The 14,440-nt window shown below is 45.0% G+C and carries 11 protein-coding genes, 1 tRNA gene and 1 rRNA gene; 2 read left to right on the forward strand and 11 right to left on the reverse strand.

Annotation, left to right across the window (positions count from 1 at the left end; all coding sequences use genetic code 11):
- The 4 genes from AC6R16_RS18310 to AC6R16_RS18325 all read right to left on the reverse strand — a co-directional run.
- A 16S ribosomal RNA gene (locus tag AC6R16_RS18310) occupies window positions 1-1,514 on the reverse strand; the annotation flags it as partial.
- A 532-nt stretch (window positions 1,515-2,046) separates the two neighbouring features.
- Window positions 2,047-3,309: an HD-GYP domain-containing protein gene (locus AC6R16_RS18315; protein ID WP_500640537.1), complete on the reverse strand. Its 1,263-nt coding sequence runs from the start codon at window positions 3,307-3,309 to the stop codon at window positions 2,047-2,049.
- 119 nt (window positions 3,310-3,428) lie between these two features.
- A complete protein-coding gene (locus AC6R16_RS18320; protein WP_500675368.1) occupies window positions 3,429-3,836 on the reverse strand; it encodes a VOC family protein in 408 nt (135 codons plus the stop codon).
- Window positions 3,837-4,298: 462 nt separating this feature from the next.
- A tRNA-Leu gene (locus tag AC6R16_RS18325) sits at window positions 4,299-4,383 on the reverse strand.
- Between the two features lie 258 nt (window positions 4,384-4,641).
- Between AC6R16_RS18325 and AC6R16_RS18330 the strand changes: the two genes are divergently transcribed.
- Window positions 4,642-5,412 carry a substrate-binding periplasmic protein gene (locus tag AC6R16_RS18330; RefSeq protein ID WP_500675369.1) on the forward strand — a complete coding sequence of 257 codons (771 nt, stop codon included), beginning with the start codon at window positions 4,642-4,644 and terminating at the stop codon, window positions 5,410-5,412.
- Window positions 5,413-5,535: 123 nt separating this feature from the next.
- Window positions 5,536-6,012, forward strand: coding sequence for an RDD family protein (locus AC6R16_RS18335; protein ID WP_500640533.1), 477 nt, complete (start codon window positions 5,536-5,538; stop codon window positions 6,010-6,012).
- 65 nt (window positions 6,013-6,077) lie between these two features.
- Here AC6R16_RS18335 and luxS read toward each other — a convergent pair whose 3' ends face one another.
- The 7 genes from luxS to AC6R16_RS18370 all read right to left on the reverse strand — a co-directional run bounded on the left by luxS (window position 6,078) and on the right by AC6R16_RS18370 (window position 14,433).
- Window positions 6,078-6,596: an S-ribosylhomocysteine lyase gene (gene luxS, locus AC6R16_RS18340; RefSeq protein ID WP_171325048.1), complete on the reverse strand. Its 519-nt coding sequence runs from the start codon at window positions 6,594-6,596 to the stop codon at window positions 6,078-6,080.
- Between the two features lie 24 nt (window positions 6,597-6,620).
- A complete protein-coding gene (locus AC6R16_RS18345; RefSeq protein ID WP_500640532.1) occupies window positions 6,621-7,220 on the reverse strand; it encodes a transglycosylase SLT domain-containing protein in 600 nt (199 codons plus the stop codon).
- Window positions 7,221-7,229: 9 nt separating this feature from the next.
- On the reverse strand, window positions 7,230-8,798 hold the full coding sequence (gene gshA, locus AC6R16_RS18350) for a glutamate--cysteine ligase (RefSeq protein WP_500675370.1): 1,569 nt from the start codon (window positions 8,796-8,798) through the stop codon (window positions 7,230-7,232).
- A 108-nt stretch (window positions 8,799-8,906) separates the two neighbouring features.
- Entirely contained in the window at window positions 8,907-11,765 is a 2,859-nt protein-coding gene (locus tag AC6R16_RS18355) for a M16 family metallopeptidase (RefSeq protein ID WP_500675371.1), read from the reverse strand.
- Window positions 11,766-11,774: 9 nt separating this feature from the next.
- Window positions 11,775-12,236 carry a YqaA family protein gene (locus tag AC6R16_RS18360; RefSeq protein WP_004748154.1) on the reverse strand — a complete coding sequence of 154 codons (462 nt, stop codon included), beginning with the start codon at window positions 12,234-12,236 and terminating at the stop codon, window positions 11,775-11,777.
- Complete coding sequence (locus AC6R16_RS18365) at window positions 12,230-13,180, reverse strand: NADP-dependent oxidoreductase (protein ID WP_500675372.1); 951 nt, start codon at window positions 13,178-13,180, stop codon at window positions 12,230-12,232. Before AC6R16_RS18365 ends, AC6R16_RS18360 begins: the two co-directional genes overlap by 7 nt.
- Window positions 13,181-13,302: 122 nt before the next feature.
- Window positions 13,303-14,433 carry a sodium ion-translocating decarboxylase subunit beta gene (locus tag AC6R16_RS18370; protein ID WP_500675373.1) on the reverse strand — a complete coding sequence of 377 codons (1,131 nt, stop codon included), beginning with the start codon at window positions 14,431-14,433 and terminating at the stop codon, window positions 13,303-13,305.
- Window positions 14,434-14,440 lie beyond the last annotated feature (7 nt).

Consider the following 14,440-nt stretch of genomic DNA (forward strand, 5'->3'; position numbering starts at 1 on the left):
TTGTTACGACTTCACCCCAGTCATGAACCACAAAGTGGTGAGCGTCCTCCCGAAGGTTAAACTACCCACTTCTTTTGCAGCCCACTCCCATGGTGTGACGGGCGGTGTGTACAAGGCCCGGGAACGTATTCACCGTGGCATTCTGATCCACGATTACTAGCGATTCCGACTTCACGGAGTCGAGTTGCAGACTCCGATCCGGACTACGACGCACTTTTTGGGATTCGCTCACTTTCGCAAGTTGGCCGCCCTCTGTATGCGCCATTGTAGCACGTGTGTAGCCCTACTCGTAAGGGCCATGATGACTTGACGTCGTCCCCACCTTCCTCCGGTTTATCACCGGCAGTCTCCCTGGAGTTCCCGACATTACTCGCTGGCAAACAAGGATAAGGGTTGCGCTCGTTGCGGGACTTAACCCAACATTTCACAACACGAGCTGACGACAGCCATGCAGCACCTGTCTCAGAGTTCCCGAAGGCACCAATCCATCTCTGGAAAGTTCTCTGGATGTCAAGAGTAGGTAAGGTTCTTCGCGTTGCATCGAATTAAACCACATGCTCCACCGCTTGTGCGGGCCCCCGTCAATTCATTTGAGTTTTAATCTTGCGACCGTACTCCCCAGGCGGTCTACTTAACGCGTTAGCTCCGAAAGCCACGGCTCAAGGCCACAACCTCCAAGTAGACATCGTTTACGGCGTGGACTACCAGGGTATCTAATCCTGTTTGCTCCCCACGCTTTCGCATCTGAGTGTCAGTATCTGTCCAGGGGGCCGCCTTCGCCACCGGTATTCCTTCAGATCTCTACGCATTTCACCGCTACACCTGAAATTCTACCCCCCTCTACAGTACTCTAGTCTGCCAGTTTCAAATGCAATTCCGAGGTTGAGCCCCGGGCTTTCACATCTGACTTAACAAACCACCTGCATGCGCTTTACGCCCAGTAATTCCGATTAACGCTCGCACCCTCCGTATTACCGCGGCTGCTGGCACGGAGTTAGCCGGTGCTTCTTCTGCAGCTAACGTCAAATCCATACGCTATTAACGCATGAACCTTCCTCACTGCTGAAAGTACTTTACAACCCGAAGGCCTTCTTCATACACGCGGCATGGCTGCATCAGGCTTGCGCCCATTGTGCAATATTCCCCACTGCTGCCTCCCGTAGGAGTCTGGACCGTGTCTCAGTTCCAGTGTGGCTGATCATCCTCTCAGACCAGCTAGGGATCGTCGCCTTGGTGAGCCCTTACCTCACCAACTAGCTAATCCCACCTGGGCATATCCTGACGCGAGAGGCCCGAAGGTCCCCCTCTTTGAGCCGAAGCTATTATGCGGTATTAGCCATCGTTTCCAATGGTTATCCCCCACATCAGGGCAATTTCCCAGGCATTACTCACCCGTCCGCCGCTCGACGCCGTTAGCGTTCCCCGAAGGTTCAGTTAACTCGTTTCCGCTCGACTTGCATGTGTTAGGCCTGCCGCCAGCGTTCAATCTGAGCCATGATCAAACTCTTCAATTTAAGATTTTGTCGGCTCAATGAATACTGAACATTACATAAAGTAATGTTTGAATTGACTGTGCTCTTATTGGTTTTCACTTTTGAAAAAGTGAAACAAAACAGCTCAAGGCTGCTTCCCAATTCGAATGGTCACTTCGTATCATTGAAACCTAATTTGAAACCGAAGTTTCTAATTGGATTATCATCAACGAGTGCCCACACAGATTGATAGGTTTATATTGTTAAAGAACTTTGCTTTGTGAGAAACTTTCTCTCAAAGCGGAGGTGCATTCTAGCGAGTTAATTTGAAGAGTCAAACACTTTTTCAAATTTATTTCTCAGAAGCTTTTTACCTCTCTGACATTTGCTGAAGCCTTGTGGCGTCTGCCGTGTCAGTGGAAGCGCATTATAGGGAGTTCCGTTTTGAAGGCAAGTAAAAAAACACGTTTTTTTCATAAAAAAAGCCTGACTGAACACTTATCAATCAGATCTTAAATTACACCCACTTTACACTCAATTTAATCAGAACTTACTCACAAGATCCTGTGTATAACTACTCATCAGAGTCGAAGAAATAGGAAATTCGTGAGCGTGGGTTTAGATACTCTCTCACTTTATCCGGCAATTTGGTCGGTAGTATGGCATTAACTATCTTTATATCTTTCTCTGCCAAGTCAATAATCGGGGCTTGCGTTCTAGGTACCGACGGATCATAAATCAGCACATTAGGGTGAAGGATGTTTTGCGCATTTACCGAAATCACTAAACCGACCATATCATTCGATAGCTGCACTACCGTTCCTGGCGGGTAGATTCCCATAAACTTAATTAAGAGGCTCAAGTTCTCATTATTATACTGATGCTTACAGTTCTTATATAAGTGGGAAAGCGCAACATACGGAATTTTTTGTTCCGAGGGGATATTGCTATGGCACAAGTTGTCATACGCATTTGCTACAGAGACTATCTGAGTAAGTTCATCAATTTGACCTTCTTTCAAGCCTTCAGGGTAACCGGAGCCATCGTTCAGCTCATGGTGCTGAGCAATCACTGTTCTGGCACTTTCGGGAAAGCTATCCATATTGGCTGCGATTTCCAAACCATACTTGGTATGCAATTTAAGATAGTTTTTTTCAGGTTCAGTTAAACGCGTCGGTTTTCGTAATATTGCGGTCGGTACTTTTACTTTGCCCATATCATGGAAAAGCGAAGCAAACGCCACCTCTTTTATCTGATCTGCACTTAACTGCTTTGCCTTCGCGATCATCATTGCAACGACAGATACATTGAGAGAATGGAAATAGATATCTTCAAACTCGCTTTTGCCATTCATAAGATGAAGTGTGACATTGTCATCGCTCAACAACTTGTCGACGATATCATTTACTAATTGGCTTGCTTCATCGACGGCTTGTTCCGGACGGTTACGAATCTTGTTCATCACCGCTCTCATTCTTGATAGAGAACGTTCAAACTCTTTTTCACAATTAATGACACGTCGACGGTAAGCACTTAACTTTTCGATTCTATCTTGCTTTTCTTTCCAAAGTTTTTGCGCCTCTAGATCGATTTCTTCATGCAAAACTTGTTCTACCCCCTCACTCGCTTTTTCTTCGGCCACAGGTAAAGGCTGAGTATCACTCTGAGAGGTGTTAATAAAGACGTGTTTAATCCCCAAATGGCGAATCATGCGGATCTGGTCTTCGTCTTTTATCTTAAAACTATTAAATAAGAAGGGGTGCTCATTCCATTTGACCGGAAGTCGAATATGCAACCCTGGCTGTAGTCTATCTACTGTTATCTTGATGCTGGCCACGATCTATATACAACTTATCTTTTACTAACCAATTTATAATTTTAGATGATTGAAAAACTGAATTCATCACGAGTGAATGTTAATGAGAGCTCAATAACACGTCAGATTGTATACTTTTGTTATCTGACTAAATCACAGTTAAGTATCCAACGAACTCCGAACTTATCTTCTACTTTGCCAAAACGTGCTCCCCACGGCGCATCGGCAAGTGGCATCATGATATGTCCACCGTGAGACAGCTTGTCAAACACACGCGCCTGCTCATCAAGATCGGTCAGCACAATCGCAAGAGCAATGTTATTACCACTGCGTTCTTGAGCCAAAATTCCGTCAGAGAGCATCAACTTCATGCCAAACGCTTCGAATTCCGCGTGCATTACCCAGTTAGGATCCGCCCCTTCTATTTGCTGGGGTGCATCTTTAAAAAGCTGTTTTGTTACAACAACGCCAGCAAAACATTTGTGGTAAAAATCAAGCGCCTCTTCACAACGGCCAGCAAAAAATAAGTAAGGGGTAAGTTGATACATTTTCTATCTCCATGTTGTTATTTTAAAGATAGACAACCTTTTTCTAACTAGCAGAAAATTTTAGCTTTTTCAGTAAAAACTGTTACTCAACGCCAAGAACTCAAATGCTCTAAGCATTTAGGAACAGACACAAGAAAGATTCATTGCCCTAACAACCGTTTTGGTCTCTTGATTAAGAATAGTAATGGCGCTGCTATGTTCTAAAAGGCTAGTAAATCGGTAGGCAGGTTGTTCATTTTCGGTATTTCATTAGTTGGACTAGAGTTAAATAAGCTGGTCCATTGTGTTCGAGAGCTTTTCGAAAGGGCTATTTAGAAGACTTAAAGATTTTTCAAGAGATCAGACGGAAGAATGGTCAGTTCAGAAAAATAGCTTTTAGGCGCGGGAGTTTGAACAAGGTTACTCAGTAAATATAAGCCCCAAAACGACGAAAGGCCGCTATAAAAGCGACCTTTCTATGTATGGTACCGGTGGGCGGACTTGAACCGCCACGCCCGAAGGCAACGGATTTTGAATCCGTCGTGTATACCAATTTCACCACACCGGCATCTTAGGACTTTGTCCTTTGATGCTTCGCATTATACGTATGCATTTAAGCTCTGCAAGGAGAAAAACCTTAGATAACCGTTGTTTGCTGATAAATTAGCCACGTTTCTGCAATTTTTGTCTTGTTCGTTACGTTAGTAGGTGTTTTAGCTGCTCCGCTTTAAGGCATCGGTATGGCTGTAAGTAGGTGTTATTGCGCACCTGTAAAGGGTGAAAAGCTTTATCACTTTAAGTACGACTCTCACAGTAGGCGTAATTCATGAGATTGTTGAATACTCACTTATTTACTTTTTGTTTGCTCTACTCTTCTATTGCTTTCGCTACCACGATAAACCTTGCGTATTCAGATATTGAGTCTTACCCGTATCAACTTGGTAACGGCAACAATACTCCAGAGCCTCCTGGCTTATCTTTAGATATCCTTAATCAAGTCGCCGTGCAATTAAACATAGAAATTGAATACTTTCGATTACCCGGAAAAAGAGTACTTGATTACATCGAGAGTGGTGACGTCGATGGCGGATTTATATTTTCGTACAACTCTACTAGAGCCCAATACGCACAATACCCGATGAAAGACACAAATCCAGATAGCGAAAAGCGTATCGCAACACTTGGGTACTACTTCTATAAACTCAAAGAGCAACCTCTAGAATGGGACGGTTCTAACTTCTCAAAACTTGAAAACAACTTCATCGCGGCACATCTTGGATTTTCAATCACAAACAAACTCAGGCAAAACAAAATCAAAGTACACGAGGCTAAAAACACCGAGCAGCTTTTTGCTATGCTGAGATCACGACGAATAGAGGCAATTGCGATCCAAAACACCATCGCTCAAGAATACCTTAGAGATAAGCCATGGTCTGATGAAATCGAACAAGTTCTTCCCGCGATTACGACGAAAGATTACTTCCTTATTTTTAACCAGAGTTTTGCAAATTCTAATCCGGACTTAGTGAATCAAATATGGCTAGTCATCAGTGAAATCAGAGATAAAGTGGTATCAGAGAAAAATGACAAATACTGATCTTATGATGGCTATCCATTGCTCTCACTTCACGAATTGAAAAGTCTGTGGGGAAACTCTCTTTTCAGGACATTGGTGACACTATATTCTGTCGACTTATTTTGTTCTAAGTAAGTGAGTGTTATGTCTGCAACAGAGGCATTGCCCCCAGCAGGGCTTTTTCGCCGCCTTGGTGCGCTGTTATATGATGGATTAATTATCATTGCCGTAGAAATGATGGCGGCGGGTGTTGTCGTCGCAATTTTACATGCATTGATGGCAATGGGACTATTTGGTCTTGGTGGGTATGAGGATGTAAGTGATTTCCTAACTAATCATCCAATTTGGAGCCCTGTTTATACTGCTTACTTAGCCTTTGTTTGGATCTACTTCTTTGTCTTTTTCTGGACTCGCGCAGGCCAAACATTGGGGATGCGAGCATGGAAATTGCACATGCGCAGTAATGATGGCTCTCCGGTGACAGTGACTCAGGCGTTGATTCGCATAGGTACTTCAGGTTTTGGCCTAGCGAATTTGACTGTACCAATCGACCCTAAAAAACGAGGTTTTCACGATATTTGGGCAAAGACCCAAGTCGTCGTCCTACCAAAAGCTAACTAGCGTCTGGTTAAGTACATACAAAAAAGGGAAAGCGAAATGCTTTCCCTTTCGCTTTTATGCGATAGCTAGTCTATTTTAAGCTCTTTTAGCATCTCTTCTGGCAGCGCTAACTCATCATTTTTGTTAACCGAAACTCCGGCAGCAAGAATAGCTTCAGCAATCTGTTTCGCTTCATCTAGCGAGTGCATAGCCGCCGTACCACATTGGTACTCATTCAGCTCTGGGATTTTGTTTTGGCTTTCTACTTTTAACACGTCTTGCATTGCAGATAGCCAAGCATCGGCAACTTGCTGCTCTTGCGGCGTACCAATCAGGCTCATGTAAAAGCCCGTACGACAGCCCATTGGAGAGATATCGATAATCTCCACAGCATCGCCATTCAAGTGATTACGCATAAAGCCCGCGTAAAGATGCTCTAAAGTATGAATCCCTTTCTCTGACAAGATATCTTTATTTGGTGCGGTAAAGCGTAGGTCAAATACCGTAATGGTGTCACCTTTAGGTGTCGTCATGGTTTTTGCTACACGGACGGCAGGTGCATTCATTCTTGTGTGGTCTACGGTAAAACTATCTAATAACGGCATTGTACTTCTCCATGTTTACTGCTCTTAAAAGAACCAGCTTCTGTTGTCTTCTAATTCTTGTCGGCACTGCTTGAGTTGCCAACCATAATCCTTTGCTTGTTGCTCCACTTTACGAGCGACTTTCACCAATGAGGGCTTACTTTGGTAGCTTTTTCTTTTAAAGCCTCCGCGTCCTTCATGATAGGCAAGATATTGATTGTAGGCATCCCATTTAGAAACGCCCAGCTGCTTCTGCGTGGCATCAGTATACCAACCCACAAACATTATTGCGTCTGAAAAATCGGTTCTCGAACCACCATGATTGGTCGCCTTCTGGAAATCTTCCCATGCAGGGTCTTGAGCTTGTGCATAACCATAAGCACTGCTCACTCGTCCCCAAGGAATGACACCTAAAATATAGTCTTTCGGTGGTCTAGCATCATGGCGAAAGCTGCTTTCTTGCTTGATAAATGCCATTGCGACCTGAATAGGGGTTCCCCACTCTTCTTGCATGTCTAGCGCATCATCATACCAATCTGGCTTTTCACGAAATATTTCGCACAGGTTGGTCTGATTTTTTGGTGGTGCAGTGGCACAACCACCTAACACCACCAAGCTAAGGATGACAACTAACGTCCTTATCACTTTGCTACCTTAAGCTTTTAAGTAAGCGAAGTACTCTTCGAGGAATTGATCAAAGCTCTGTGTGTCTGCTGCTTCTGCTTCTGTCTGAGCAACACGAGAACGCTCTACTTCGTGCTCCATCTCAGACTCACTATAGAGACGATACTGATGACCAAGGTGCTGTTGACGGTACTCTTTACCAAATTCACAGCCAACTTTACCTAAACCACCAAAGCGCTTGGTATCTTCAAGTAACTGACCAGAAATGGTTTGCTCTGGGTTATCAATCCACGAAAGCAGTTTGTAGCAAACCGCCTGATATTCGTTACCGCCATTCGCCGCATCCATTTTCTCAGCGATTTGGGTCAACTCAACAAACACGCGCTTTGCCCAATCTTGTAGCGTTAGAATCTCACCTTTACAACCGATTTGCAGCTCTAAACCGTGTTTACGGCCTTCTACGATAACTTTATTCCAGTTCTCGCGCCAACAAGCCTGTTCGCAGTGATCCATCGGCTCTGATTCTGTTAACGCTGCCCATGTCAAAAATAGGTCTAAGAAGCGAACTTGATCCTCATTGATACCAATTGCGCTATATGGGTTTACATCAAGAGAACGAACTTCGATATATTCCACGCCACCACGAGCTAACGCTTCTGATGGTTTTTCGCCTGCCTTAGCCACACGCTTAGGACGAATTGGCGCATAAAGCTCATTTTCGATCTGGAGTACATTACTATTCAGCTGACGATACTCACCTTCAACCTTAACGCCTATTTCCGCAAACTCTGGCGACGGGGTACGAATCGCTTTGTTCAACCCTTCCAAATACTCGTCGAGGCTGTTGAAGCCAATCTTCAGAGCACTTTGCGCACTGTTGGTGTAACCAAGATCGCTCAAGCGTAATGAAGTTGCGTGAGGTAGATACAGCGTGCCGCCAATACTTTCAAATGGTAGATTGGTTTCGCGCCCTTGAATAAATGAACCACATAAAGCCGGTGAAGCGCCAAAGAAATAAGGAATTAACCAACCAAAACGGTAGTAGTTTCGGATCAGACCGAAATAAGCTTCAGACTTGCTATCTTGTCTGTCTTCATCACTCTGCTCACCAAATAACTGCTCCCAAAAAGACTCAGGGAATGAAAAATTAAAATGAACACCAGAGATAATTTGCATCAAGCTGCCGTAGCGATGCTTGAGGCCTTCTCGATACAGCGTTTTCATTTTTCCAGAGTTAGATGAACCGTACTGCGCCAGATTGATGTCATCTTCGCTACCTACATAACAAGGCATAGAAAGTGGCCACATTTTCTCTTCACCCAGCTTAGTTTGAGTAAAGTGATGAATATCCTCTAACTGAGCAGTTAAGGTGGAGATGTTACTTGATACAGGCGTAATAAACTCCAGCAGCGACTCAGAAAAGTCAGTGGTTATCCAATTATTAGCGTAAGCCGAGCCTAGCTCAACCGGATGAGGGGTTGTTGCGAGATGTCCATCTTGGTGGTATCGCAGCGTCTCACGCTCCACACCACGTCCAAAACTCTTAAATACTTCTTGGTTTTGTGCAACTCGCTCCAGTCGCGCAGCAAATTCAGTCAAAATGAGGTTCGCTTATATCTGTAGTTTGGTTGTGATACCAAACTGGCTAAACAAATTATAAAGGGTGACCAAAGTCACCCTTTAGCTATGCACTATGTTATGTGTACTCTAGCGGATGATTTCAAGCTCTTCTATCGGAATCTGTAAACTTTCTAGCTGAGGCTTTAACGTTTTCGCATCACCTACCACAATAATCTGGTACTCATCAGGAGCAAACCATTTGCTTGCTAGCCCATCTAAGGTCTTCTTACTAACGGTTTCTACGATCTCATTTCTCTGCTTGAGGTAATCTTCATCCAAGCTATATGCCAGAATACTATTAAGTAGTCCTGTTTTCTGTGAAGGCGTTTCATACTTTAACGCATCTTGTTGACCGACCGCTAAGCGCAAAAATTTCATTTCATCATCGGTCATGCCATTTTTGCTGTAATCCTCGAGCTCTTTTTGCATCTCGACAATTGATGGCACCGTAGAGTCTGCACGAACTTGCGCTGAGAAAATTATCGCGCCGACTTCTCGATTTGCCGCGAGATAACCGCTTGCACCATAAGTGTAGCCTTTATCTTCACGCAAATTTTGGTTAACACGACTATTGAAGTTACCCGCTAAGTTAAAGTTAGCTAACTGCGTTAAATACACTTCTCCTGTCGCATCAAACGGTAACCCTTGACGAACCATGCGTACCACACTTTGCGGAGCACCCGGTTTATCTATCAGGTAGATCTTCTGCTGTTCGAGTGGTTTCACCAATTGCGGCCTTAACAAAGGAGCAAACTCACCTTGCCAGTTGTCAATAAAGGCCAGTTCTTTTTTCACTTGGCGTTTGTTAATGTCGCCGACCACCACAATTTGCGCACCTTGTGGCGTGTAATGCTGTTTATAGAAGTCTTTAACGTCATCTAAGGTTAAGCTAGATACAGAGGCTTCTGTACCATCATTGGAGCGTTGATAAATCGAGCCAGCAAAAAGAACTTGTCGCGTCGCCTGAGAAGCCATCCAACTTGGCTTTTGATGCTGATAAACCAAACCTTCTAACATCTGTTTCTTCAAGCGATCGAAGTCCTCTTGACGGAAAGCCGGTTTGAATAACACTTCCTCAACGATCTTCAGCGTTTCGGTAAGGTTCTTTTCCAAACTGGAGACGGAAATACCCGTGGTATAGTTACCCGCATCAATAGAAACCGTACTACCTAAGGTATCTAACCTAGCTTGCAGCTCTTCCAAGCTAGAGTCGAGTGTCGCCTCTTGCATCATCGCAGCAGTTAAGTTGGCTAGCCCCTCTTTACCTTTCACTACATAGCGTTCTCCGGCAGGGAAACTGATATTCAGTTGAACGGTTGGCGTTTCAGAACTGACCGTGCCAAGTAACTCAGCACCATTGTCGAAGTAGAGGTGATACAGCTGTGGCATTTGAGCTTTCACCCCCTGAGCGACTTCAGGCATCTCAGAGCGGTCAAAGGTATCTGTCGCACGACGATAAGCTAACTGATCTTCGGTCACTTTTTGATACTCTGGCAGAGTTCTCGGTGGCGTAACAAAGGTAGCCTGTTTAGCCGCTAGTTCAGTTTTTCCACGCGGAACGACACTAAGTGCCACTTTATGATGACCGTTTACATAGGCTTTGTATGCCGCCATTACTGACTCTGGTGTCACCGCTCGGATTTGCTTTAATTGGGTCTGAATCCGATCTGGCGTATCGAAGAAGGTTTCGTTGGAAGCAAGTTGAGTCACCTTGCCACGAACGCTTTGCAACGCAAATACTGCATTAGCTTCTGCCATTCCAGTTATCTGCTCTAGTCGCGCCTCATCGACACCTTTCGCTTCAAATTCATCCAGAGTTTGCATCAACTCCTGATACAGAGGTTTAAGTGCGCCTTTTTCTCCAGATGGTGCCATCGCATATACATAGAAAGTACAAGCCAACTCTGCACAATCTTGGAAAGCTCCTGCATCTACCGCCTTTTGGGTCTTCACTAGCTTTTGATAAAGCAGACTGTTTGCCCCGCTGCCTAACACGTTAGCCAGCGCATTGATCGACGCCTGCTCTTCAGCCCCGTTGTATTTCGTCGGCCAGCCAATCATCAACATCGGTTGCTGAATACGATCTTCTAGTGTGATGTAACGATCTTCTGTCAGTTTTGCTGGTTGCTTAGGTGCGCGCTCAACTTCAGGCCCAGCAGGAATAGAACCAAAATATTTGCTTACCCACTCTAAAGTCTGCTCAACGTCAATGTCACCACCTATGGTTAGCACTGCGTTGTTTGGGCCATACCAACGAAGAAAGAAAGCTTTAAGGTCGTTCACATCGACCCTATCTAGATCTTCAACATACCCGATAGTTTGCCAAGAGTAAGGGTGGCCTTCTGGATACATAGCTTCACCCATTCGCTCCCACATCAATCCATAAGGGCGGTTGTCATAGTTCTGCGCACGTTCGTTTTTAACCGTATCGCGCTGAATTTCAAACTTACGTTGTGAGACGGCATCAAGCAAAAAGCCCATTCGGTCAGACTCAAGCCAGAGCATTTTCTCTAGCTGATTCGATGGCACAGTTTCAAAATAGTTAGTGCGATCTCGGTTCGTCGTCCCATTCAGCGTTCCACCTGCTTCAGTAATGATCTTAAAGTGCTGTTGATCACCTACATTTTCACTACCTTGGAACATCATGTGCTCAAAAAAGTGGGCAAAACCCGACTTACCAATTTCTTCACGCGCTGAGCCAACATGATAAGTCACATCGAGGTGAACTAACGGATCGGAATTGTCTGGCGATAGAATCACCGTCAGACCATTATCCAATTGATATTTTGAGTATGGGATTGTTGCCTTACCAGGTTGAGCTGGCACCTCTTCAACGAGAGTAACGCCTTGTGGCAATGAAGATAAAAATGAAACAGAAGAGAGGTTGTTGGAACTACAACCGTAAAGTGCGACAAGAGAAATAGCACCAAGCCATATCTTTCTCATGACATCCCCTTAGAAAAATCCGTAAAAAATTGCTGCAAGTAATGAGTATCGAAGTGCCTTACCAATCAATATAAGCCAGAAACATGGCCAAAAGCGCATTCGAAGCCAACCTGCGGCTAAACATAAAGGGTCACCGATTATCGGTAACCAACTAAAAAGAAGCGACCAATAGCCGTATTTATTGAGCCATAATAAAGCTTTATGACCATGTTTTTCATTTTGAGTTCGGTTTGGTAACCATAAACCTAACCAAAAGTTGGTCAAGCCACCGAGCGTATTACCCAAAGTGGCGACAAGAATGATTAGGGGAGTTGAAAACTGATTGAGACTTAATGTGGCAATCAAGCCAGCTTCTGAACCGCCAGGCAATAAAGTGGCACTGAGAAAGCCGCTTAGAAACAGAACCCACAGTGCCGAGTCAGAAAACCATAGTGCGAAAGATTCAAAAGCGCTATTAAACGCTTCTAGCACTGCATATCAAGCAAAACCTTGCCTCTCGTGTGACCGGTTTCAATCTGTTTATGTGCTTCGACCACTTCAGTCATTGGATAAACCTGTTGGATCTCTGTTTTCACCAAGCCGACGCTGACCATATACAATAAGGCATCGAGCTGTTCTGGGTTAGGATCAACCAGCATACCTGTTGCTTCAAAGCCAAGTAGTTTGGCTTTCTCACAGATAAGCTCAGCGGTAAGTGTTGGAACTGTCACGACTTTAGCACCGTCTTTTAGACATTTAAGTGCATCAAGCGCTGCGTCACCACCAACCAGATCGATCAATACATCGGCTTCCTCTACACGCTCTGAAACAGGTGCAAATTGGTAGTTGACGGCATGGGCACCTAATGTTGCCATATAATCTAAGTTAGCTTCACTACAGGTAGTAAACACCTCCGCTTTTGCTGCCACAGCAACTTGAATCGCAATATGACCAACGCCACCTGCCCCAGCTAAAATCAGTACTCGATCCCCCTCATGTACACCTGCCTTATCCAAGGCTTGAACCGCTGTTTGACCAGCTAAAGGTAAAGCTGCCGCCGCTTCTAAAGTGACAGAATCTGGCACTAGGCTAAGTGCGTTTTCTGGCACACAAATATATTGGCTATAACCACCACCAGTAAGAGGAAAGCCAACAAAGCCCGCTACGTTATCACCCACGGAGAATCGCTCACTGTTTTCGCCCAAAGAGGCGACTTGACCAGAGACGTCGTAACCTGGTACCCAAGGCAAGTTGTCTTTGTTTTCAGACGCGGCCCAGCCTAGCCCTGCTCGTGTTTTCACATCGATAGGGTTTACGCCAGAAAAATGTACTTTGACCAGTACTTCACCTGCTTGTGGCTGTGGTATCGGTGAGGTCTGAGTAACAAGAACGTCTGGGTCACCAAATTGAGAGATTGCGATTTGTTTGTTTTCCATTTCTTCATTTCCCTATCGGTACAAAAAAGGGATGCTAAAGCATCCCTTTGAATATATACCATTTATTGGCAGCAAGTTAACCACTTGCTCTCAAATTAACCAATTACTAACGCTAAAGGCGATTAACCAACCAGTGCCAGCAGAATACCCGCGGCGACAGCAGAACCAAGTACACCAGCTACGTTAGGGCCCATTGCGTGCATCAGTAGGAAGTTTTGCGGGTTGGAATCCAAGCCGACTTTATTCACCACTCGCGCCGCCATTGGTACCGCTGAAACCCCAGCCGCACCAATAAGAGGGTTAATATCTTCTTTAGAGAACTTGTTCAGCAGTTTAGCCATAAGCACACCGCCAGCAGTACCAATACTGAAGGCTACCGCACCTAAAGCCAAAATACCTAACGTCTCAACGTTAAGGAACTCTTCTGCTTGAAGTTTAGAGCCAACACCAAGACCAAGGAAGATGGTTACGATATTGATCAACTCATTCTGCGCTGTTTTGGATAAACGATCGACCACTCCAGCCTCACGCATCAAGTTACCAAGACAGAACATACCAACCAGAGGGGTTGCCGCTGGCAGGAACAGAATCGTCATCAGCAATACCGCGAGCGGGAACAGAATCTTCTCAGCTTTACTAACATGACGCAGCTGCGCCATCTGAATCTTGCGCTCTTCTGGCGATGTTAACGCCTTCATAATTGGTGGCTGAATGATTGGCACCAATGCCATGTAGCTGTATGCAGCAACAGCTATCGCACCCAAAAGATCCGGTGACAATTGGCTCGCCAAGAAGATAGCAGTTGGTCCGTCTGCACCACCAATGATGGCGATTGAAGCCGCATCTGACATGCTAAATTCCATGCCCGGTACATAGTTAAGCAAGATCGCACCGAATAGGGTGGCGAAAATACCAAACTGCGCTGCGGCGCCTAACCAAAGCGTTTTTGGGTTAGCGATTAAGGCACCGAAATCGGTCATTGCACCTACACCCATAAAGATCAATAGCGGGAAGATCCCTGACTCGATCCCTACGTAGTAGACGTAGTAAAGCAAGCCACCTTCATCGGTAAAACCCGCATTGGGAATATTGGCTAAAATAGCGCCAAAACCAATTGGCAGCAGAAGTAATGGCTCGAAGCCTTTACGAATAGCCAAAAACAGCAGTGCACAACCAACCAAGATCATACAGATCTGGCCAAACTCAAAGTTAGCGATCCCTGTTTCTGACCATAAGATCATTAATCCTTCCATGGTACTC

Source organism: Vibrio sp. R10-SG3-ISO10, assembly GCF_059834185.1.